Origin of the sequence: Salipaludibacillus keqinensis (assembly GCF_003226325.1) — a bacterium.
Lineage (GTDB): Bacteria > Bacillota > Bacilli > Bacillales > Salisediminibacteriaceae > Salipaludibacillus > Salipaludibacillus keqinensis.
The window spans coordinates 156,694-180,991 of record NZ_PDOD01000003.1 but is presented as its reverse complement, the minus strand read 5'-3'; the positions used below and the strand labels follow the sequence as shown (position 1 = coordinate 180,991).

Genomic DNA, 24,298 nt, shown 5'->3' with positions numbered 1-24,298 from the left:
ATGATTATTGAAATGAAGGGGATCGAGAAAGCATTCAGTGGCAACAAGGTGTTGAAAGGGGTCGACTTCTCTCTTGAGGCCGGAGAGATCCATGCTTTAATGGGAGAAAACGGCGCAGGAAAATCAACAATGATAAAGATTTTAACCGGGATTTATGAACGGGATGCAGGAGACATTCACGTGCACGGAGCAGCCGTTCATTATAAGCACCCGAAAGAAGCCGAAGATGCGGGAATTGCGGTCATTCACCAAGAGCTAAACATTCTTCCCGAGCTTACTATTGCCGAAAACCTCTTTTTAGGAAATGAACAGACATCACGGTTTGGTTGGCTCAAGACGAAAGAAATGAATGAAAGAGCGAAGACGGCACTGGAGAAGCTTGGGTTGAATATGCCTGTAACAAGAAAAGCAGGCACTTTATCTGTTGGGCAGCAGCAGATTATTGAAATTGCTAAAGCATTAGAAACGAAGGCGAAGGTCATTATTATGGATGAACCGACGGCTGCATTAACCGGAAGAGAAATCGATACATTGTTCGAAACCATTCGAGGTCTTCAAGAAGAGGGCGTTTCCTTCATTTATATCTCCCACCGGATGGAAGAAATCTTCGAACTCTGCCAGAGAATTACCGTCCTTCGTGACGGAACGTACATTGGGACAGAGCGAGTCAAGGATCTTACGTTCGATGATGTCGTAAAAATGATGGTCGGTCGCGAAATAGGAGAAAGGTTTCCTTCGAACAAGGCAGTCCCTGGAAAAGTAAAAATGGAAGTGAAAGGATTTAAAAAGGAAGGCGTCTTTGAAGACATCTCTTTTGATGTAAAAGAAGGAGAAATTTTAGGAATTGCCGGGCTGATGGGTGCAGGTCGTTCAGAAGTTGTAGAGGCCATTTTCGGTTACCGGAAAGAAGACTCAGGAACGCTGCTACTCGATGGCAAAGAAGTGAACATCTCTTCTCCAAAGGATGCCATTGATCAAGGTCTCGGGTTTATATCCGAAGATCGGAAGTCGAAAGGATTAGTCGTTGATTTTACGATTGCAGCGAATTTGGAATTGACAAATCTATCTTCTATTTCTTCTTATGGTTGGATTTCTGCGAAGAAGCAAACGGAACTGTACGAGACCCTTGTGGAAAAACTCGGCGTTCGAACTTCAGGTCCGAAGCAGTCCGCTAAGTCATTAAGCGGCGGAAATCAACAGAAAGTTGTTATTGCAAAATGGCTCACAATGGAGCCCCGTGTGCTGATTTTGGATGAACCGACGCGCGGTGTGGATGTTGGGGCGAAGAAAGAAATTTATAACATTATGGTGGAACTGGCTCAGTCCGGCGTGGCGATCGTGATGATCTCTTCGGAATTACCGGAAGTCATCGGTATGAGCTCTAGAGTCGCCGTGATGCACGAAGGAAGGCTGGCATCGATTTTAGACAAGAGCGAGCTCAGCGAAGAGAAGATCATGCACTTTGCAACTGGAGGAGATAAACATGTTTCAAAATAAGCAGCTGTCAGGTATTTTGCGGACGATCGGCCCTTTTATTGGTCTTTTGATTATTATGGCAATCATTACGATCTTGAACCCTGGATTTCTTTCTCCGACAAACCTATTAAACGTCCTTCGCCAAGTTTCTATTAACGCATTAATTGCCTTTGGGATGACGTTCGTTATTTTAACAGGCGGGATCGATTTATCGGTCGGTTCGATTCTTGCTTTGTCTTCCGCCGTGTCTGCCTCTCTTATGGCCTCAGGTATGGATCCTGTGCTTGCCGTTTTGATTGGCCTTCTAGCGGGTGCGGTACTGGGCGCGATTAACGGGGTATTTATTGCGAAAGGGAAAGTCGCCCCATTTATTGCAACCCTTGCTACGATGACCATCTACCGCGGTCTTACTTTAATGCTCACCGATGGTCGTCCTGTATCTGGTTTAGGCGACTCGGCAGCATTTGAAATGTTCGGACGGGGCTACTTTTTTGGCATTCCAATGCCAGCCATTACGATGATGATAGCCTTTGTTATTCTCTACTTGATTTTAAAGAAAACAACGTTTGGACGCAGAGTCTATGCAGTCGGTGGTAATGAAGAAGCTGCGATCCTCTCCGGTATCAAAGCAGATCGGATTAAGATCTATGTATATTCGTTAACTGGTTTTCTTGCCGCTCTCGCCGGAATGATTTTAACGTCCCGATTAAACTCCGCCCAACCCACGGCGGGAACGATGTACGAGCTAGATGCGATTGCAGCAGTTGTACTTGGAGGTACTAGTTTAACGGGCGGAAGAGGTTGGATTGTAGGTACATTAATTGGTGCCTTAATCATAGGGGTCCTTAACAACGGCCTCAACTTGTTAGGAGTTAGTTCATTTTTCCAGCAAGTCGTCAAAGGGTGTGTCATTTTGTTAGCGGTTCTACTTGACCGCAAAAAATCAGCTTAAGGAGGAAAAAGAAATGAAAAGAACGTTCACAGCAATCATGATGTTGATGGTGGTATTTCTTATTGCAGCATGCTCCACAGAGTCACCAGTTGAAGACAATGGAAACTCAGCTTCGGGGAACAACGATGGGGATAATAATATTGAAACAGCAGGAGACGAAGACGCAGAATATACGGTAGGATTCTCGATTTCAACTTTAAACAATCCGTTTTTCGTAACATTACAGGAAGGCACAGAATCACAAGCTGAGGAGCTCGGTATTGAATTAATCTCTGTCGATGCTCAAGATGACGATGCAAAACAGGTGAATGATATTGAGGACCTAGTACAGCGTGATATCGATGTCCTTCTTATTAACCCAACAGATTCCACTTCTGTTGTAAGTGCAGTGGAGATTGCAAACGAAGCCGGTATCCCAGTAATTACAGTCGATCGAGCTTCTGACGGTGGACAAATCGAAACACACATTGCTTCCGATAATGTCGCAGGTGGTGAAATGGCAGGAGACCTTCTCGTAGAACTTGTTGGAGAAGGCGCACAAGTAGCCGAATTAGAAGGTGTTCCCGGAGCATCGGCGGCTCGAGAACGTGGAGAAGGCTTCCATAATGTAGCCGAAGATAACCTAGACGTGGTAACTTCTCAGACGGCAAACTTTGACCGTTCCGAAGGTCTCACTGTAATGGAAAACATCTTGCAAGGGAATCCAGATATTGAAGGCGTTTTCGCCCACAACGATGAAATGGCTCTTGGTGCAGTAGAAGCAGCAGCTTCTGTTGGACGAGATGATCTTGTTATTGTTGGTTTTGACGCAACCGATGACGCAGTGTCTGCCGTTGAAAACGGCACACTTGCAGGGACTGTTGCCCAGCAGCCAACGCTAATCGGTGAACAGGCCATGGATGCAGCAATGGCCATCATTAACGGCGAAGAATTGGAAGAATTCGTCCCTGTAGAGTTGGAGTTAGTGAGAGAGTAGTTTCTAAAACCAGAGGGACGGTTCTTGCGGTCAGTATGTTACCACAAGAACCGCCCCTCTGGAAATAGCCACCTGGAAGTTGATTAGCCTCGACTTTTAGGTGTTTTTATTTGTGTTGTTTGGAAAAATCGAATGACTTTAACTATCTATTGGCGAATCTTCGTAGACTCATCTCGTTAGTTCTCTGTGGCTCGCCAAATTAGTATTCTTAGGCACGGATATAACTCCACTACAAAAAGTCTCTTTGAATCTTTGCCATACTTTTATTAGTAATCTCCTTTACATAAAAATGTAACTTCTCCTTATCACCATCTGATTTGTGTTTATTTAGAGTTTCAATAATTAATTTAAATCCTTCAAAATAGTCACTCTTATAATTAGCATCGTTGTAGTACATTAATAATTCTTCATAATCTAGGTTATCCATTGTACTTGAAATTCCTTGATGGATATTATTCCATTTATTCAATTCTTTTTTCAGAACTAGCGCTGGATTTACCTTGAATGCATTATCAATATCGTCTTTGATCGATTGAATAATATCCTCAACTTCCAACAAATGAAAAAACAATTCTTTCTTTTTCATATCCGGAAGCCTCTTTTGAATCTCTGATTTATATCTTAGTAATCTCTCTTTCCTGTATGAATACCCTCCTTCTTCCAATTTCTCTTTTTTTCGATTCTTTTGTATTTCTAAAGATTTAGCAACACCAGAGGCCATCAATGAAAAAACAGTAACTATAGTGCCTCCCATCTCCCTTACCTGTTTTGGGTTGTTCTTAGCATATTCTACTACTGTTCGAACAATTGGTTGAATTGGCATATGAATCCTCCTTAGAGAATTTATTTTAATTTAATTCTTGTTTTAAAAGTTGACTTGATTGATTTTAAACCTATCAATTCTATGCAGCCCAGTATCTATCTATCAAGTAATTCTTCACCTTACCTAAGGGAGATTTCTGAACGTAAGGAACTTGATTTATATTCACTACAAATCGTTGGTAATTGTATATAATGTACGGAGATTTTTCTTGAAAAAATTTCATATCATTTGGAGGAAGGTGCTCCCTTGCAAGGTTTGTCAGTTTATCACTGCTCAGATTTATTGAGAAGGACGATACTTTAATACTTTCAAACTTACTTTGGGCAGCATGAAAAAAATTACGCATTCATTAACCTCCTCATACTTGGAGTTGAAATAAATCAGAAAATTCAATACCTCTTTATTATGACATAAATCTACTAATAAAATTTTAATTAATTTCCATTTCAAAGAATTTTTTGTAAGGTTTTTTGATGTATATTGGTTTACTTAGATATTGGGTCTAGTTTAGCGTTTACACATGGCCTCTAATCATCTATATTAGGGCATCGTTCTAACGAACAACTACTTTACGAAGTCAGCTATAAAACAAGCTGAAAAAGCTGGCATTCCCCTCTGGGACAGAGATGTTCTTTCCGAGAAAATCTTTAGATATCTAAATAAGTAGGTAAAACTTTAAAGCACCCTTACACTCTCTTCTCTAGGCCCCCCCTGAAAAGGTGGGGCCTAGGATCTTTAACACAGTAATATTCAATCACCTGTCTTATGACAATCACACCACTCACTGCCTGCCTTCCCTATTGACCAAGACAACCGTCCCTCCGGTCACCATATCACTTTCCGATTTAGAGATATTAGAGGATAATTCTAATGTATTAATACGGAAACTTCGTTACTTTGGAAAGCTGAGGTGTAAATTTCTATCTATTTTTACTATTTTTCTGTTGTTTCTTATGTGATAAGATTGTTTATCAGAAAGGGTGAAAGAAATGTCGGGATCCACGGAAACAAAGGAAAAGGATTGGATTGAATTTGATATCAAAGAACCTCACAATCAAGAAGATGTTTTTAAAGGGGATGTTTCAAATATCTCAGAGGGAATGATTTATTATTTCCCTACTACCAACGAAATTGACGAAGAACATGTACAACAGTCCGACCTCATGTTATCCGGGAAATTGAAGTTATCTAATAGCCATCCAGAAGTAGAGACTATCTTGCCTCCGGATTGGGAGAATAACTTAACTGGAAGCCAAAACTGGCTCTTTATCCTTCATTCTTTAAGATGGTTAGAAATACCTTTAAATGCTTACCGGTATACTAAAAACGAGAAGTATCTAACATTTATCAATAGTGTTATTGAATCTTGGATAGAAGGGAATAATCCAAGAAAAGAAACTTCTGAGATGGCGTGGAGAGATCATCCTACTTCCTACCGATTAAGGTTTTTTGTTTATTACAGAAGTGTATATACTAAAATAGAAAATTTTGATGAGAGTTTTGATAGAAAACTCTTATTATCAATTTATCAACACATGCTTTATCATAATGACCAAGACAATTTCCATATGAAATCAAATCACTCTTTAGAAATGATTGGTGCAATTTTAAGCGCATCGCATCATTATAAAAATGTTTTCAAACGAGCAGATGAATTCTTTTCCTTATCTGTTAAACTACTAACTGAATATCTAAATTTAAACTTCAGTGAAAAAGGGTATCACTTTGAGCAAAGTCCTGGATACCATTGGTATGTGCTAAAAAGACTTATCTTAATTAACGACTACTTGGACCATTATAATATCTCTGTAGGAACGATTGTAGATTTAATACCTAAAATTCTTCGAGCAAACCGTATGTTAATGAAACCAGATTTCACTTTCCAAACCATAGGTGATACCCAAAAAATAGATATGAAAAATCAATTAAGGTTTGAACCAAAAGAGACATCTTTTATTCTCACCGACTTTGAAGTTTGCGAGGAATCTGGATATGCGATATTTAGAGATGACCAGAGTCTAACTGTATTTAGGTGTAATAATTTTATAGGTTCGCATGGCCACTCTGACTTCCTTAGTTTTACCCACTATTCTCATGAAACGGATTGGTTTATCGATTCAGGATACTATACTTATAATAAGGACGAGCATAGGGAATATTTTACTAGCTCCTTTGCACATAACACAGTAATTATTAACGGTAAATCAGGAAAACCGAATGATAAAAAAACAGAATTGGTTTTTAACAACCACAATGATTATGTTAAAGCAGGTCGTTACCTCGACTCTGGAACGCATGAAAGGTCATTTCAGAAGGTTGCTGAAAGTGACTATATTATCAATGATATTATTAGGTTAAATGAGAGAGGCAAGGTTGAGCAGCTGTTTCATATTCACCCTTCAATCAGTATTAAGAGTATATCAAAAAACGTAATCGAATTAGAAAATCAGGATGGGGTTACGTGCTATGTTACCCAATTAAATACAATAGGAACTTGGGAAGTTATAAAAGGTCAAGAAGAACCTTATATTCAAGGTTGGTATTCAGAAAAGTTTAATAAGAAGGTTCCCACATTTACGCTTAAATATGTCGCTAACGATAAGGAAAGTTACCTTCTAAAAACATTTATTCATTTTTCAAGTTGTCCATTAATGGACGAAACTGTATAGTAACGGAACAGCTTATCCTCGCAGTTACAATCTCTAACATATATAGACATAAGATTTTCAAACATAAGTTAACCTATAATGTTTATTGGTTTTAAACAAAACACCTGTGCATAAAAACAAGGTTACCGGAGAGTAATGTTAGGGATTCGATGAGCCACTATCTATAAAAGGTAGTGGCTTCTCTTTATCACATATGTGGACCATTTTATGTTGTAGTGTCCCCTTCCCCTCCGACCCAATATAATCTTTAAAACCCTCTCGACCAGAAGAACCGTCCCTGCGGTTCCCACTAAAGCAAAGCAGGCATCTTATTCAATAAGACACCTGCTCGGATAATTTATATTACTTACTACACATTAAAGTCATTAGGTCTTTCTTCTAGTAAGTTAAAATGATACAAAATAGCATCTACAATTCTTTTTGATGCATTACCATCACCATAAGGATTGGAAGCCTGTGACATTTTTTTATATGTCTCTTTATCATTTAGTAGCTCATCAGTAGCCTTGTAGACCTCTTCTTCATTTGTGCCAACTAGTTTTAATGTCCCTGCATCGACACCTTCTGGACGTTCTGTAGTATCTCTTAAGACGAGAACTGGTTTACCTAGAGATGGGGCTTCTTCTTGAATTCCACCTGAATCAGTTAGAATGATATGCGCTTTTGATGAGAAATTGTGAAAGTCCCTTACACCTAAAGGTTCAATTAGATGAACGCGTTGATCGTCGCCTAAAATACGATCCGCGATCTCTTTCACAACTGGATTTAAATGAACTGGATAAACTACTTGCATTCCTTGATTTTCTTCAATGATTCTTTTAACAGCTTTAAAGATATTCTCCATAGGTTCACCTAAATTTTCTCGTCGATGAGCAGTTAACAAAATCATTTTGTCATCACCTAAAGTATCTAAAACAGGATGAGAATAGTCTGATATAACAGTTGATTTTAATGCATCAATGGCCGTGTTTCCAGTAATAAAAATAGAATCTTCTTGTTTATTCTCTGCGGTTAAGTTCTGCTTCGCTTTCCTTGTAGGAGCAAAGTGCAAGTCAGCCATAACACCTGTTAATTGACGGTTCATTTCTTCTGGGAAGGGAGAGTGCTTGTCCCACGTTCTTAACCCAGCCTCAACATGACCAACTGCAACTTGGTTATAAAAAGCTGCTAAGCTACCAACAAAAGTTGTAGTTGTATCGCCATGGACTAGTACAATATCAGGCTTTACTTTTTTTATAACTTCTTCCAACCCTTGTAAGGCTCTTGCTGTCACTTCTGTTAATGTTTGTTTGGCCTTCATAATATTAAGATCATAGTCTGGCACAATATCGAAAATCTCAAGAACTTGATCAAGCATTTCGCGGTGCTGACCAGTAACAGTTACAATTGATTCGATGTTTTCGTTTTGCTGAAGCTCATTAACCAGTGGACACATCTTTATAGCCTCAGGACGCGTTCCAAAAATCGTCATTACTTTTATTTTACTCATTATACCAACATCCTCACTTATTAAAATTTGCTTTAATACAAATTACTCTAATCTTCCATCCAATGTTTCTATTATTAATAACGTTTAAATCATCTCAATTGAGTTACAAAAATAGGAGCCTCTCCCCTATAGAAAAATCAAAGAACTTAGAGGAGGACTCCTGAATCTATTAAATGATTAGAGACAAGATCATCCGCACTTCCTAAAATAGTACCCTGAAAGTTGGTTGGGGATCTTATCATAGCGCAGTTATTACCACGTATTGAGTGTCTATATATAAAATCTCTTATATCATAAATAAATCAGGATAATTCAGGTAGCTTAGAATTACTAATTTCCATTTCTCTTTCATCTATGTTTATTGTTATACCGTACTGTTCAGTTTCAAAGTAATACAAATTTTCTCCATCAGTAAATATCGCCTGTTCTTCTCGAAAGGCCTCAAATTGAGGTTCTTGAACATTTACGTCCGTAACCGTTAGTGTAGTTAAATCATCATCTTCGAACAAAAACCGGACATGATCATTAGAATACTCTAAATAAGATCCCTCGTCAGTTTGTCCTTGATCTGTGAGGCCTCGGTAATTCTCACGGATATCATCTTCCTCCAAGCTCATATGAGCAAGATGGTATTCCCAAGAGCTTAAAAAGATATCAGGAAATATTACTTCAAGTTCTTGAACTGAAATAATAGAGTCATTTATTTCACTTTCCAAAGAAACCTCGGTACTAGCAATAAACCCTTGGATATCATTAAATCTTATACTGTAGTCATCATCAAACTGTTCTTCCACATAAACAATGTCTCCAAAAGTCAAATTATCTATTTCGCGATCTTGATTTTCATCTTCATAGACAATAATCTCTTCAGCATTGATATATCCTTCTTGGTCTATTTCTATCGGTTCAAATTCTTCATCTTGTGTTTCTTCTGCTTCATTTTCTAAATCGTCTTCATTTATATTTACTATTTCTTCATCTTCATCTTCTTCCTCATAGTTCCATAATGCCGATACTGGATGATCTAATAACAATAACGCTGCAGCCATAACCGTAAATAATAGAATCATAATAGCTTGGAGGCTTGCTAAGATATCTCCCTTCCCAGTCTTGTTTTTTTCCTTCTTGAGACTAGGTGTTCGGTTTGATTGAGACTTAAGTTGCTTCGCTTTATAATTTTTTTGTTGATCATTATCCAATTCATTAAACCAATCAATAAAATTCTGATAATTTTTGATCACTTCATCAGCTGGACCAAAATCTTTTAATTCCCCAAAATGTAACCACATGACACGATCTGAAATTGACTGAATTTGATTGATAGAGTGACTAATAAAGAAAATTGTTTTGCCCTCTTTCTTGAATTCGTCAATCTTTTTAATACACCGTTCATAAAAGGTTTGGTCACCTACTGATAAAGCTTCATCAACAATTAAAATGTCTGGGTTAGTATGGACAGAAATTGCAAACCCAAGTCTGGACTTCATCCCACTTGAATAATTTTTTACTGGCTGGTCCATAAAATCACCGATGTCAGCAAACTCAATGATATTTGGAATAACATCTTCTACTTCACTATTATCCATCCCAAGCATTAGGCACTTAAGCTTGATATTTTCAATCCCTGACAAGTGAGCATTTAAACCTGCTGAGATGGCAATAAGTGAGGGTTCCCCATCGATCATAATCTCTCCGGAAGTTGGCGGGACAACCTGGGCCAGCAAGTTAGACAATGTGGATTTCCCAGACCCATTAATACCTACTACACCAACAGTTTCTCCCTCACTAACATCGAAAGTTAGATCGTATATGGCATTAAAATGTTTTTCTCTATAGCTAGGGAAGAATATGCCCATAAGTTTATCTGACTTTTTCTTATATAAATTATAGACTTTTGTGACATTTGAAAAAGATATTTTTGTACTCATACTTAAATCCCCTAACTAAAGAAAATCTATAAATTTCTTTCTGAACTTAAAATGCATAATAGCTCCAACTAATAAGATTAATAGGGTAAGCAACCAAAAATAAAGCATATATGTTAAATCTTCATAAAACCACCCTTGTCCTAAAAATGTATCTCTAAACCCAAAAATCAGATAATAAAAGGGGTTTAGTTTTAATATTTGATGATATATTTCAGGCATACGACTTGGCTCCCATAGTATAGGCGTTAAAAAGAACAACAGTCTCATCATTGATTGCAAAAATAACTGGAAATCTCGGATAATAATTGAAATTGTTGATGCCAAAATCGTAAAGGCAAAGAGAAATGCATATAAACACAACAAATAATACGGTAACTGCAACAAATAGATACCAGGATTTATCCCACTTAAATAGATTATTCCTGTTAAAATCACTAACATAATATAAAAGTTAGTTGATTTACTTATAATCGTTATAGTAGGCAAAATACTAACAGGAAACTTCATTTTAGACACTAAGTTTATTTTTGTATAAATACTATTAGACCCTTGTACTAATGAAGGTCCAATAAAAAACCATGGGATCAACCCACAAAGGAGCCAAACAAAGAAAGGGATCTCACCGACTGGTGCTCCACCTCGAATGCCTATTCCAAATACAAACCAGTACACAAATATTTGGACAGCAGGAGTCAAGAATTGCCATAGGGCTCCTAGATAATGCATTTGATATTGACTCTTTACATCGTAAGCAGACATTCGAAAAATGAGCCCTAAATTAGCATACTGCTCTTTTAAAAGGTGAAACACGTGGGTCATACCAAACTAGCTTCTTTCCTTAAACTGTCATGCAAATTACCAAAATTAATATAATTAAACTCTTCAGAGCGGTTTTGAACTACATTTTTCGTATCAAATATGATTTTATTTTTCATTTTATTTAAGCTATTAAAATCTAATTTTTTAAATTCGCTGTGGTCTGTTAACACTAAAATTAAATCTGAATTTGCTGTGGCTTCTTCAATATTACTCAAAGCGAAATCCTCTTTTACATGGGGATCATATGCGTTTATCTCATATTCGTCATTATTTTTTAAAGACTGGTAAATTTCCATTGCCGGACTTTCACGAACATCATCTACATCGCCTTTATAGGCTAAACCAAATACAGTGACTTTTTTCCCGTTAACACCCTTTAGCAGCTTGTCCACGTTTTCCACTACAAAGTCAGGCATAGATGTATTTATTGTTCTAGCCATGTTAATCATTTGTGCAGTCTCCGGGGCTTTTGCTACGATAAAATAAGGATCGACCGCAAGACAATGTCCTCCGACTCCTGGTCCTGGCGTATGAAGGTTCACACGTGGGTGCTTATTAGCCATTTGAATAACGTCTAATGAATTAATATCTAATTCAGTACATACCTTCGTTAACTCATTTGCTAACGCAATATTTACATCTCTAAATGTGTTTTCCATAAGCTTGGACATTTCTGCCGTTTTGGCATCCGTCTTCACAATTTCTCCTTGAACGAACGTTTCGTAAACTTTAGCGCCAGCTTCGGTACAGTTATTAGTAACACCACCAACAATACGATTGTTATAAATAAGTTCATGCATAATTTGCCCAGGAAGAACACGCTCAGGACAATGAACTAAGAATACATCTTCTCCAATCGTATAACCGGCATCCTCAATTAAAGGTTTCACATAGTCATCCATACTTCTAGGCGCAATAGTAGACTCTACAATGATAGTATTTCCCTTTTCCAGATAAGGAATAATGGTGCTAGTCGCACTTAATACGTATGTAAGGTCACACGATTTATGGGCATCATCTTTATTTGGTGTAGGAACAGATACAATAAACACATCCGAGACTTCCGGCTGTGATGCGGCTTTGAATTTACCTGTCCCTACTACTTCTGTTAACGCCTCTTGTAATCCAGGCTCTTCAATATGGATAAGTCCTTTATTTAAAGATTTAATAACGTCAGAGTTAATATCAACCCCCAGGACCTCCACACCATGCTTGGCAAACATAATTGACGTTGGTAATCCAATGTATCCTAAACCTACTGTACATAACTTCATATTAATTCTCTCCTTTTAGATTTATATAATTGACTTCACTAAACTTTTATTAATCTTATTTTCTAGCTGTTTCTTTCCATTCTTTAAATAGACTTTAATTTAGGAATAACTCTGAGCGGGATCACTTTCATTGCTTACCTCTCCCTCCTGCAACATAGGTGAAGGGTCTTCTACACTAGAGGGAATGCCTAAGATTCTCATCCCATTCCGGTGATGTATTTCCTCGTTATTTAATAATTCTTCGAGAGTTTTTCTAGTCGAATTAAAATCAAATAACGTCTTTTTTATAATAGCATGCTTGTAAGATACATGACCTATCTGCTTGAAATAGTCTTCACTTTTGTTCGTAATCCCTAATATTTCCCACGGTGCATATGAGGTCGCTAAAGACAAGTCCAATAAGTCATCCCTACCATAAGTGGTATATGGATCCATTAAAGCGATATATTCTGTCTCCACAGCGTCTAATATATTTGGAAACTTCTCCTCATAATCATCTAATGTAAATACAAATACTTCTTCCGGTACCTCTATACTCTCTAAAGTGAAATCTTTAGTAATTAAATGTAGCTCTTTATTTATTAAAGTTTGGTTTTGATAGCTATCTAATACTTTCATAGCTTCTTCTGTACTTCCAACTAAAGAAATAACTGTAATTCCAGAATAATCTTTAACGTAAGGTAAATTCAGTTTGTTGATGATTCTCTCTAATCTGTGGGTATAGGTATGAGTATTTAAAACCCTCCGTATACCCTTAAGCATGGTCGTTTCATATTGTTCTTTATTGTTGAATATATTCTCAAGAGCTTCTGCAATGTTAGCTTCATCTTCTGAAACAGATACAAGATCTCCAAACGTTTCTTCTACTCCAACTGAATAGGTACTAATAATCGGTGTTCCAGAAGCTAGCCCTTCATAAACTCTTCTTGCAAACATCGTAGGGGAGTCTTTAACAGTGCTAACATTAATCATCGCTTTGAAACCTTTATAGGCTTTATCTATCTCGTAATACTTTAAACTGCCTTTTATATATGGCTCTAAATAATCCGGAAACCTATTATTTGGCAGTAAACCTTGTTTGATTTTTTCATAGTTTCGATCATAAATAGATAACCCGTACGGGATGGCATGATCAAATATTCTCAACATATCTACTGAACGCATTTCATGCTTTTTATAATAAGATCCTGCGAAACTAATCCCATCTTGTCTTTCACCTATAGAAAGCGGGTTATGAATTTTAGGTTGAGCAGCGAACTGTAAAACGTCCACTCGATTATGCCCACATGCTATTTTGTAATCCTCGACGACATTTCTATCTGTTGTAAAAACATAATCAAACATTTTGGCTGTATCAATAAAATGTTCAAAGTGAACCGGGTCCTCTTTGTTCCAAAATACCGTAGGGATATTATTATCCCTACACCACTTTATTAAGAGACTTAACTCTTTTACTGAATCTTCATCTACGTACTGAACTTTTTTAGCCCAGGCACCATCATTTCCTCTCCAGGCCGACTCAACCATTAATAAATCAGGTTGTTCCTGGGTCAATATTTCTTTCCAATTATCGGGCCCAAACGAAATCAGGTCACATTCTGCTCCGTAACAAGCAGCTGTGAATTCGTCAAAAATGGCTGCCATTTTCAATGAATTTATTGGCTTGAGACCATTCAAATTAAAAAGCCCCGGCTCTTTTGAACTAATCCATTTCATGTCACCACTTGTCTTTTGTATCGGATAAGAATTTATGGTGAATTTATTAACTTCTGCATAGAGAGTACCATTAACTAACAATGAAACACGGCATTTAGTAACATTTTCTTTGAATTGTAGGACGTTAAGCTCGTTTGATTTTAGTGGATGAATTTGAATCTTCTCATGATCTGAATAGCTAATAATAATTGGCGTAAGCATTCCACTGCCACTTTCTTCAGTTTTTATAAATATTTCATAATAATAGTCAGGGGTGATAGGGAAGATAGAATTTGTAGGTACACGGCTAAAACTATTATTGGTTATATCGTAAGATAAATAATTCTTGGTTGTATGATCCTGATCTGCTGCAATGAAGAGATTATCATTTTCACTGACAGTACTGATATCAATTGGTTTTGGATTGAACCATTTCTCATCATCCATCTCAATGACTGTTTGTTCATGCGATTCTTTCTTAATTTCCGTTAATCCCATTTTCAAGTCTGAAGCCTTGCCTTTACCTCTTACTCTTAATAATGGTTTAATGAATTTCACTTCTTCATTAAACTTTATTAAGTGATTTTCGTTAAGAGGAATTGTTTTTAATTCTAAGGTCTTACCAATAGAGGAGAACCCAATAATAATGAGATCAATTAACAATTCATCTACTACTTTAGCTGAAAATCCAATTTGATAGTAACTAGATGAACAGTAGGGAAATGGAAAGGGATTCATCTCTAGTGGAGCATCTAATTTCGTATTTTCAAATAAAGTAACATATGAAAATCGGCTGCCATTTAGGTTAGAATATAAGCCATCTTCACTTGTAGAGAGCACTTTTTCGTCTAAATCTGAAATGAATAAGCTATCATTCTCCAAATTTATTTGACAGTCAAAATCACTCAAATGTAAAACTTGAGTTTCACTAGGATAGGCTGTATTATTTTGCAGAATAGAATTTGTCTTTTCAGTACTCACTGAACCGGCCTCAGAAAACCCATCACAGACTGTTTCATTAATTTGAATACTATTTAACTTCAACAGACCTTTCCCTTTAATTCTCAAAGCTATTCTATAATCTTCAATTCCTCCAACTTGAAACTTTGTTCTAACTAGTTCATTTAATTGTTTTATTTGAAGCATTTCTACCTTAACTCTATTTTTATAACCAATCACAAACAAAGTTACATCCAAACCTTCATCTACCTCACCATCAATTAGAACAGCAACATCTTTTGCATCTATGTCTATATAAGTTGACGGTGGCTTACTGAATTCAACATTCGGCTCTGAGTATGATAAGTACATATGCCCTTCTCCAGGAATAGAGAAGGTGAGTTCGTTACTATTAACTGACATAAACAAATCTGCTTGTTGATTATAATACCAAGGACTCTTTCCTAAGTGATTGACAATATTTCGCTTTGCAGGGCTATTTTTTATTTCAGAAAGTAGTTCTTGCTTTCTTTTTGTCACTTTAGTTAATTGACTTTCAAGTTGTTCAAGATTCATTTAATTACCTCGCTTTAAAACTTTATTTTTCCATCCCCAATAAGCAATCGTCATACGTCCCATTTTTGACTCTTTTAAATTGGAATACTTTTTCTTGAGATATTTAAATTCTCTAGTTAATTCTATAAGTTGGTTTACTAACGAACCTTTTTCTTCAAGCTCTATATAAAGCTCTTTTTTTAGGGCAGCTATTTCTTTAGCTTGTTTGTTAAACGTATTGTAGAAATCATTCTTCAATTCAAGGTTCTCATCAATGAGTCTATTCTTTTCTAATGTCAAGGAAGCAATATGATCCGCATCTTCTGAAGTAGCTTTAATTTGGTGAATCTCAGCCGAGAGCCCCTTTTCCTTATAAATGGTTAGAAGGTTTTCATGCTCTGATAATTGAGATGCCAGTTCTTCTTTCAGTTTCCTGTTTTCACTTGCTGTTTCTACTATTCTTTCGGCTTGGGTACTCTCTTTTTCTTTTAAATGTAAATAATTATCTTTTAGCTCTTCAACCTTTGCATTGAGTAGCACATTATTTTGCGTTAACTGATCTCTATCTTCATGAAGAGTTACATTAGTAGCATTTAGTTCTTCCAACTCTAATTGTAATTTCTTTCTCTCACCAGTAACTTGAGCCAACATCATCTGGTTTTCATTATTTGTCTCCAATAATCGACCAATTTGCGTTGATAATTCAGTTTTTTCTTGTTCAACGCGGTCTAGCTTCTTCTCCATTTCTTCATTAGCCTGAGTCGTTTCTTGCAGCTTCTTTGACATTTGAGCTTTTTCATCATTAACTTGAAGTAACGTTCTATCTATTTCTTTATTAACCTGAGTTAACTCTTCAAGTTGCCTTAATAAGATTCTTTTATTTTCTAAATTTTCGTTGTTCAATTGAGTAAAAGTTTCTCTCTGTTCAACTAATTCCCTTACTAAAGTATGATTTCGGTCTTCCCGTTGAATAAAATGGTCATAATGTTGCTTAGTATTGTTTTCTTGTATATTAATTAAATCTTTTAAAATTAGTAGTATATTTTCAGTCTTTTTATCCTCTTTCCTGAGATTATACAAGTCTTCTAAAAGGGTATTTAGCTCTTCGTTATCGTTTTGTTTGATCTGAGTAATTTGATGCTCAAAGTCTAAAGCTTGCTGCAGTTCTTTAATCTTTATATTTAAATCGCCCATTTTTTCTTTTTCTGCAATTAATCTCTCACTGACTTTTGCATATTCACTTTCAACCTCTGTATTTTTCTCTTTTAAATTTTCTAATTGTATTTTTAAACGTTCAATCTTGTCTATTAATTCTCTCTCAATAGTAAAGAAAGTTTCCTCTGATCTTTTTATTAAATCATTAGATATGACAGGAGGTTCGGAACTTACACTTGACCTTTTTGTCCCAACGAAACCTATCCATTTCCCAAAGAATTTAACTTGATCAATATGAACATACGGTGAGATCTCCTCTACAATTTCTCTCACATAAAGAGTACGTTTATGGTCAGGAAAGTCATTAATCCCAAAGGGTACAGTGATAACCAATTGCCCTCCACTTTTCATTAAATCGTATGCTTTCTCAACAATTGATTCCGAACTAATAAAGTGTTCCAGTACTTCCGTAATTATTAATGAATCATACGTTGCATCTTTAAATTCCATAGTGAGGAAGTCGTCCGCTACGAATTCTACATTTTCTTGTGTAGAGGGCATTTCTTGCTCCAAAGCATTATTTGCATAGTCTATGCTATCTTTAGAGATGTCCACTCCAGTTACTTTCTTACCTTCACGCCCCAACAGAATTGAAAGTAACCCTTGGCTACATCCTACGTCTAAAATGTTTTGTCCTGAAACATTTTTGGCAATCCAATGAATTCTATCTTTCGTTTTATCAGCCATTCTTTGGCCTAACTTACCGTAATAGGCCTCAGACACCCGGTCTAGAAATTGTTCCACATTCATTTCCCCCTAGTCCATCTCCATTGATGCAGTATTTTTGCTTGAAATCAGTTGTGAATTTTTGTATATCGTTAATAGCGTATTTTTTTCCGAATCCCAGTTATAGATCGCTTTTGCCTTAATGCAACGGGCGCTCATCTCCTTGACCAGTTCAGGATTGCTTAATAAATAATTAACCTTCTCTGCAATATCCTCATGGTTATGGGAATCAACACATACTCCCGTCCCCTCCCCTTCTACTACTTTCTTAATCTCGGGAAAATCACATGCCACCACTGGAACCTCAGCCATGATGTACTCAAATAATTTGTTCGATGAGGCTGAGTAATGATTAAAGCAAACATTATTTAACACCTGAAATCCTATATAGGCATTCTTTGTATAAGAGGGAAGTTCAGCTAAAGGTACTTTAGGTATAAACTTAATTCGATCCTCAAGGCCCATCTTTTTCACTTGGGTCTGTAAGTCGGTTTTAATTCTACCGTCTCCTATGAAGACAAGAGTGCCTTCCTTGATAAATGGCATAGCTTGAACCAGTTTATCTAATCCTCGTCCCGTTTGAATTCCACCTTGATAAAGTAAGATTTTTTCCGATTTCGGAAGACCAAGCTCTTTATGAAGAGGAGCCGATTCCACTTCCTCTTCAACCTGAAAAGGATAGTTATGCAGAACTTCCGGATAAAAACCATAAAACTCTTCGTTATATTTAGCTCTAGTATGATTTTCCACAATCATCGTGTTCACAAAAGGTAATAACAAGCCTTCCATCTTAGCGTATATCCCACTATCATATCCTGTTCGGCTCGTTTGAACTTCATGTGAATCATAGATGAGGTTCTTCTTTTTAAATCTAAACTTCGAACATAACACGCCTTGAGGTAAGGTGTTTAAGTCATTAGAATGATAGATGTCATATGGTCGACTCCGTCCCTTAAAGACCATCCTCATAAAAATACTACTTCTAATCCAAACAGTTCGGGATTTCGGTTGAAGGGTCATTAATGCCATTAAAATAAACAAACTAGTCATAAGGGGAAATGTATATAAAGCAAACCCAATAATTAATAGAGGAAGAAGTGCTAAAAGTTTACGCCTTGCGAAAAAACGAATGGTCCTTTGAAGAAACTGTAACAATGGAGGGTACCTTTTAACTCTGTGCACATGAAAACTTTCATTAAATTCTTCAAATAATGGAAGGTTTTGTTCATTAGGATCATGAATAGCGATTAAATCAACATGATACCCCGCTTCAGAAAGCGTTGTACATTCCCTCATTACTCTTGCATCATTTGTGAAATGGTTCCAAACAAACATACAGACATTTTTCTTCATTTCCTACCAACCTTATTTATTTTATTTGATTCATAACTACTTAAACCAATGTGACTTTGCTTTTTCACTCTAACAAGTTCCAAGATTTTTTTAATGTTTTTCTCCCACAGAAAATGATCCTTTACAAATGCTTTTCCATTTTCAGATACTTTCCGACGTAGATCGGGGTTGTTTTTCAATAGTAAGATATAGTTAACCATATCGCTCACGTTTCGATCTTCTGAAACAAAACCAACATTTGCTCTTTCTATTGTACGTTTGGAAAGCCCAGACACAGAGGCAACTATAGGAACACCGCAAATCATATAATCTATCACTTTTCCAGGTAAGACGGTTTGAAAGACATTACTGTTATTTAACGTCACTATACCTACTTGGTGTTCAGCCATGAGGTTTAAACAGTCCTTTCTAGAAACCGGCTTCTTAACTGTAATATTTGTCAACCTCTTTACCTTACACTCATTTACAAATTCTTTCTGGTTCACCCCATAGCCAATAACATTTAAATGAATATGGTGCTGTTCAAGCTCTTTAGCGACCTTGATAAGAATATCAACATCTTGAGCCATACCAATGTTACCGACGTAAATAACATTAAACTCTTCTTCTCTATGATGAATTGTGGATGCAAGTTCACTCTTATTTGCTGCGTTTGGTATGAAAGATATATCATCTCTGTTAATTTGAGCATTCTCCGTAATGTATTGAATAAATCCTTCACTGTTAACAATAATTTCGTCAGACCCCTTATAGAGCTTTTTCTCCAGCCATTTCAATACTTTAATCACAATTTTATAATCGAATACCCCAACGCCTACGAGCGAGTCTGGCCACAAGTCTCTCACATCTAAAATGAGTTTACTTCTGTAACGATATTTTGCGATCAAGCCCACAAATCCTATAAAGATTGGCGGTGAAGTGACTAAAACGACATCGTACTTTTGCTTATCTTTGATGATGAAAAAAAGCATTTTGAATGCAATCTTAAGATAATAGAATAATCTATTTAAAATTCTTCTAGAGTAAGTTTTATTGCTAACTTTGATACGATTAATGTTTTGATCTGTATTTAATTCCTCATCATCCCAGAAATGGTCATCAGTATAAATGTTTTTATTTGGATAAGTAGGTTCTGTCGTAAGGACATCAACATCATGATCGTTTTTTTTTAGTTGGAGATAAAGGTTCTTAATCCTATTACCTGCACTCCCTACTTCAGGGTAAAAATTTTGAGATATGATAAGAATTTTATTAGACATTTAAACCTCTCCAAACTAAAATTACGCTTATTTCTAAATAAAGCTCCAATGATTTTGATTTACATCTAAAGTGAGTAGTAGTCTTCAACAGAAAATGGACTACATATAACATTCACCTTTCATCAACCAAAACAATCCAACCTCTATTCAAATTAAAACGTCTGCAAAACTTCATGTAATACATTAAGACAAACCTACAGTATATAAAGCTGAACAGAATAGCATGATATTGGATATCGTTTGTCATAATATAGGTGATTGTTTGTTTTTTTAGGGTATTTAGTCGCCAGTGTATACATTACCATAAATTCATGCTAATAAATAGGGATTATTTACTGCAAACTATAGGGTTTTAATACAATTATATTGTTATAACATTCCAGAAAATGATACTATTCTAGAGTTTATCTATGTATATAGTCTCGTTACTTTATACTTATTGAACATCGTGTGATTGTTCTGAATTTATGTATATTATTAAATAATCTTGTTCTCCTTTAGAAGTTAAAATTTGCTTGAACTTTAAAAAAGTTAAAGAGGAAATTGTTGTTAAAAATGCAATCCTTGCAGAGAAAGAAGCAGTGGGTCCTGTTCTTCCTCTTCTTCTAAAATGATGGAAATAATAGCGCACTTTTCATTTTTTTCTTGCATCATGGAGAAAAAATTTCGTGTGGGTAATCAAACTGTAGATGGTTAACGAGGTTGGAATTGAATATGTTAGCTAATTGAATGACTCTCATACGAAAATAGTCCAAATTTGTAGATCGAACAGTTTCCATTATAAAGAAATATAATTTTTTCGGGGTTTAACCTTTAATATTTTTCGTATTAAAAATAGAAAGGAAGGTAAAAAAAAGAATTTTCAAATCAAATAGTATAGACATGTTTTCTATGTATTTTTTATCCCAACGGACTTTCTCTTTATCTGAAATAGTATCTCTTCCATTAATTTGAGCTAACCCTGTGAGTCCAGGTTTAACTGAATGAACACCCGCTTGGTCTCTTTGATGAATTAAATTGTATTCATTATAGAGAACAGGACGTGGACCGACTAAGCTCATTTCACCTTTGATAATATTTATTAATTGTGGAATTTCATCTAAACTTGTCTTTCTCAATACTGTACCAGAATTTGTCAAATTATCTTTGTGATCCATTAGATCCGTTGCTAATTCAGGAGGTGTATTCAGTTTCATTGTTCTGAATTTATAAATTTTAAACATTTCTTTTTTTAGTCCAACTCGCTTTTGAGTAAAAATAATAGGGCCTGAGGAGTCCGTTTTTATCCATAGGCTTAAAAGAAGAAGTAATGGGGTTAGGACTAATATTAAAATGGAGGCTAGAACTATATCAAATAAACGTTTCATTTTACCTTCCTCTCAATTATTACGGGTATATTCCATTCTGATGTTTGCTGTTCTTTCTATAATGAGACATTATACACCTTAGTTTCAATGCTATGGGCTCGTTCTATATTGTTTAGGTAAAAGTCCCCAAATAAAAAAAGCCCCATATGGACTTTTTTTATAAGTAAGGTTTATATAGGAAACGCTCTTCTTGTTTCCTCACTACCTTTTATTCGATCCACCTCAGCATATCCCTGATATTTCTTGTTAAGTTAGATATAAATAGTCGCGATCCCAAGGTACACCAGTTAAGTTATATGTACCCTTTATCTCTTGCTAATTATACATGAAGTGATTCGATATGAGCAACCATTTGGAAACGCATTAGCTTGGAGAAAGGTTTTTAAGTTGTTGTATGAAAGTTCAGAAGACCGTCTTTTAATAATAGATTTTTTTGTTGGTGCGTGTGTTTATACTACGCTATACGTAATAATAATGATCACTCTTATTCTATAATGGCTCTGTTTCTATTTTTAAAAGGCTTGGAGTTATGTTTTGCAAGTTTGATATTCAATAATTGACTTTGATGATAAGAGGCCCTCTTAATTAATTCGCCTCTTTTCTGTTGTTGTTGACTATTGCAACCATTATAGAAATGCATATAATAGTTAACCCAAAAATTGTGCCATATCATTTTCACCATTATAAACCCTCCAATTAGTATTTATCGTACAGAGGTAAATATTCGGAAGCTGGCTGGCATAGTTTTACAACGTTAGCCCCTCTAGCTTTGCGTCACCACTTTTCAGTGATTTTGCCCTTTCGTACGATTTATAATCTGAATTAAATTATATAACTACCTTTTCCCCGATTACAATGATTCAAACTTCACAAAAAGATTATATATGCTTGAAAAGTCTATAAAATCACTTGTCCTATGTAGTTTTATATCTAGCATCTCTTTTTCTCTCTCGCCTTTCTAATAAACCAGACCATCTTAAACTTCCCTAAGTTAAAATGATAAATTTGCGCTCATACACAATCTTTACACCACAATTCCTTTTCGAATGAACCGGTACGATTCCCTTTAATACTGAAACAGTGAGAGTTCTCCCTATTTTGCTAACTAAAATTTATAATTCTTTAGCGAGAAGATATTTATTTAATAAGAACGTTTGAACCCCCCCTGGTCTATTTATTTTGCCCCACCTGAACTAACTAACCGCAAGAACCGTCCCCCCAGCTCAACCCCTTAGCCAACAGAACGGCCATTAATTCTCGCCCAATTTCCGTCCATTGCATTTCCGCCAGTTTGCAGTTCTCTCGATACTCCCTTAGAAACTTCATCTTGCTCCCCTCAACCTTTTCCGCTTTCATCCACTCTTCCACCACGCCAATCTCTTTCGCTAAATACATCAACTGCTGCACGACTTCTTTCATCTGCATCGGCCCTGTACCGTCTTTTTCATTTCCTATATTTCCATTAAATTCAAACATAATGTAACCCTCCCTCATTTTCTGCTTTCACCTAATAAGTACACCTACAGTGGCAAAAAGGAGGGGACATTTCGCACATTTATTTTCCGTTATACTCAAACAACCACCAAAGCTACATCCTTCCAACAACCATAACCCTCTGTTTAGATCAATGTTTTTCGTTGGAAAAATAGAGAATTACACTACTACAAAGCATTTTCCCCAGGTCCCCACCTGAAAAGATGGGGACCTGGGATTCTCTCACATCGTATGATCCTCCCGCCTGTCGTACAAGGAGCCTCGAACAGTGTCTCTCATCACAACTTATCTATGATCTTTCAAAGCTCAATCATCTCGACAAGAGACCTGTTCGTACTTTGTGATTGCCTGCAATCAGTCATAACCTCATACAAATACCTGCTCCCTTCATCAGGCGAGGTGTTTCCTCGCCCCCGAATCACCATACACAGAAACCGCATTGACCACCATGGAACATCCACTAGCCATTTTGAAACACCTCGCATCATTTTCCAATCAACATTTTATTCTCTTGGAGCGTTTGGTTATGAACAAGCAATACCAGAGAGTACTTCAGAGATTACTAACAGAGATATATAGATCACAGCCCTCCGCATCTCTAAATTTTATAAAAAATTCTTCAGGACCAGAAGAACCGTCCCTCTGGTAAGTCGACCGAAAAAAAGTTTCCCTCGGTCTCCCCCTTTATTTGTGGTTTGGGTGTACTTATTTGTTGAGGAATGAAAAATAGAAAAGGGAGAGTGGAAAGAATGAGTGTATTAAAACGAGTGGTGATTAAAGAGGAATTGGTGAAGCTGACTGGAAATTACAAGGCAGCGCTGATCTTGAATCAGATGATCTATTGGTCTCAACATGTGAGAGACTTCGATCTGTTTATAGCCGAGGAAAAAAAGCGAGTGGAAGATCCTAAGCGGGAAGCGAAACACGGCTGGTTTTTCAAAACAGCTCAGGAGCTTGGAGAAGAAACGTTAACTTATTTTGCTTCCACATCGATACGCAGATATATGAGACGGCTCGTAGAAGCAGGATGGCTAGAAGAGCGATGCAATCCAAAACACAAGTGGGATCGCACCACACAGTACCGCGTCCATCTCATCAACATTCAAAAGGACTTGCACGAGTTAGGAGAGCAATTAGATAACTATAAAGTTGACCTCTCGTTTCTAACTACTGCCACATCAGATGAACAGATAGACTTATAGAATCAATGAACCTTCGGTTCTAACCCAGCACAATGCAGCCTAGTAAGATGAACCTCCATCCAGAATGCGTTCTAAAAATGATTAAAG

At 36.4% G+C, this 24,298-nt stretch carries 17 protein-coding genes and 1 riboswitch; of the genes, 6 read left to right on the top strand and 11 right to left on the bottom strand.

Annotated elements, in window-relative coordinates:
* From CR194_RS13150 to rbsB, 3 genes are read left to right on the top strand one after another with little or no spacing between them, the layout of a single operon-like run.
* A complete protein-coding gene (locus CR194_RS13150) occupies positions 1-1,497 on the top strand; it encodes a sugar ABC transporter ATP-binding protein (RefSeq protein WP_110610155.1) in 1,497 nt (498 codons plus the stop codon).
* The gene (locus CR194_RS13145) at positions 1,484-2,428 is read left to right on the top strand and encodes an ABC transporter permease subunit (RefSeq protein ID WP_110610154.1); all 945 of its coding nucleotides are present in this window, start codon (positions 1,484-1,486) and stop codon (positions 2,426-2,428) included. Before CR194_RS13150 ends, CR194_RS13145 begins: the two co-directional genes overlap by 14 nt.
* Before the next feature lie 13 nt (positions 2,429-2,441).
* The gene (rbsB, locus tag CR194_RS13140) at positions 2,442-3,404 is read left to right on the top strand and encodes a ribose ABC transporter substrate-binding protein RbsB (RefSeq protein ID WP_110610153.1); all 963 of its coding nucleotides are present in this window, start codon (positions 2,442-2,444) and stop codon (positions 3,402-3,404) included.
* A gap of 229 nt (positions 3,405-3,633) precedes the next feature.
* On the opposite strand, the gene CR194_RS13135 is transcribed toward rbsB, so the two are convergent.
* The gene (locus CR194_RS13135; RefSeq protein ID WP_110610152.1) at positions 3,634-4,227 is read right to left on the bottom strand and encodes a hypothetical protein; all 594 of its coding nucleotides are present in this window, start codon (positions 4,225-4,227) and stop codon (positions 3,634-3,636) included.
* A 547-nt stretch (positions 4,228-4,774) separates the two neighbouring features.
* Between CR194_RS13135 and CR194_RS20890 the strand changes: the two genes are divergently transcribed.
* Together CR194_RS20890 and CR194_RS13125 are read left to right on the top strand one after the other, a co-directional pair.
* The gene (locus CR194_RS20890) at positions 4,775-4,894 is read left to right on the top strand and encodes a hypothetical protein (RefSeq protein WP_408640762.1); all 120 of its coding nucleotides are present in this window, start codon (positions 4,775-4,777) and stop codon (positions 4,892-4,894) included.
* Between the two features lie 322 nt (positions 4,895-5,216).
* Positions 5,217-6,896 carry an alginate lyase family protein gene (locus CR194_RS13125; protein WP_110610150.1) on the top strand — a complete coding sequence of 560 codons (1,680 nt, stop codon included), beginning with the start codon at positions 5,217-5,219 and terminating at the stop codon, positions 6,894-6,896.
* Between the two features lie 349 nt (positions 6,897-7,245).
* On the opposite strand, the gene wecB is transcribed toward CR194_RS13125, so the two are convergent.
* From wecB to CR194_RS13070, 10 genes are all read right to left on the bottom strand, one after another.
* Complete coding sequence (wecB, locus tag CR194_RS13120) at positions 7,246-8,388, bottom strand: non-hydrolyzing UDP-N-acetylglucosamine 2-epimerase (protein WP_110610149.1); 1,143 nt, start codon at positions 8,386-8,388, stop codon at positions 7,246-7,248.
* 299 nt (positions 8,389-8,687) lie between these two features.
* The gene (locus tag CR194_RS13115; protein ID WP_110610148.1) at positions 8,688-10,313 is read right to left on the bottom strand and encodes an ATP-binding cassette domain-containing protein; all 1,626 of its coding nucleotides are present in this window, start codon (positions 10,311-10,313) and stop codon (positions 8,688-8,690) included.
* A gap of 15 nt (positions 10,314-10,328) precedes the next feature.
* Positions 10,329-11,132 carry an ABC transporter permease gene (locus tag CR194_RS13110; protein WP_110610147.1) on the bottom strand — a complete coding sequence of 268 codons (804 nt, stop codon included), beginning with the start codon at positions 11,130-11,132 and terminating at the stop codon, positions 10,329-10,331.
* Complete coding sequence (locus CR194_RS13105; RefSeq protein ID WP_110610146.1) at positions 11,129-12,406, bottom strand: nucleotide sugar dehydrogenase; 1,278 nt, start codon at positions 12,404-12,406, stop codon at positions 11,129-11,131. The genes CR194_RS13110 and CR194_RS13105 overlap by 4 nt, the downstream gene beginning before the upstream one ends.
* 99 nt (positions 12,407-12,505) lie before the next feature.
* Positions 12,506-15,616, bottom strand: a complete 3,111-nt coding sequence (locus CR194_RS13100; protein ID WP_110610145.1) for a CgeB family protein — start codon at positions 15,614-15,616, stop codon at positions 12,506-12,508.
* Positions 15,617-17,554, bottom strand: a complete 1,938-nt coding sequence (locus tag CR194_RS13095) for a methyltransferase domain-containing protein (RefSeq protein WP_158282261.1) — start codon at positions 17,552-17,554, stop codon at positions 15,617-15,619.
* Positions 17,555-17,566: 12 nt separating this feature from the next.
* Complete coding sequence (locus CR194_RS13090; RefSeq protein WP_110610143.1) at positions 17,567-18,889, bottom strand: glycosyltransferase; 1,323 nt, start codon at positions 18,887-18,889, stop codon at positions 17,567-17,569.
* On the bottom strand, positions 18,886-20,148 hold the full coding sequence (locus tag CR194_RS13085; protein WP_110610142.1) for a glycosyltransferase family 4 protein: 1,263 nt from the start codon (positions 20,146-20,148) through the stop codon (positions 18,886-18,888). The genes CR194_RS13090 and CR194_RS13085 overlap by 4 nt, the downstream gene beginning before the upstream one ends.
* 806 nt (positions 20,149-20,954) lie before the next feature.
* Entirely contained in the window at positions 20,955-21,515 is a 561-nt protein-coding gene (locus CR194_RS13080) for a sugar transferase (protein ID WP_110610141.1), read from the bottom strand.
* A 723-nt stretch (positions 21,516-22,238) separates the two neighbouring features.
* Positions 22,239-22,323, bottom strand: a riboswitch (cyclic di-GMP riboswitch).
* Positions 22,324-22,712: 389 nt separating this feature from the next.
* Entirely contained in the window at positions 22,713-22,991 is a 279-nt protein-coding gene (locus tag CR194_RS13070; protein ID WP_110610139.1) for a hypothetical protein, read from the bottom strand.
* A gap of 767 nt (positions 22,992-23,758) precedes the next feature.
* Here CR194_RS13070 and CR194_RS13065 point away from each other — a divergent pair.
* Complete coding sequence (locus tag CR194_RS13065) at positions 23,759-24,211, top strand: hypothetical protein (protein ID WP_110610138.1); 453 nt, start codon at positions 23,759-23,761, stop codon at positions 24,209-24,211.
* Positions 24,212-24,298 lie beyond the last annotated feature (87 nt).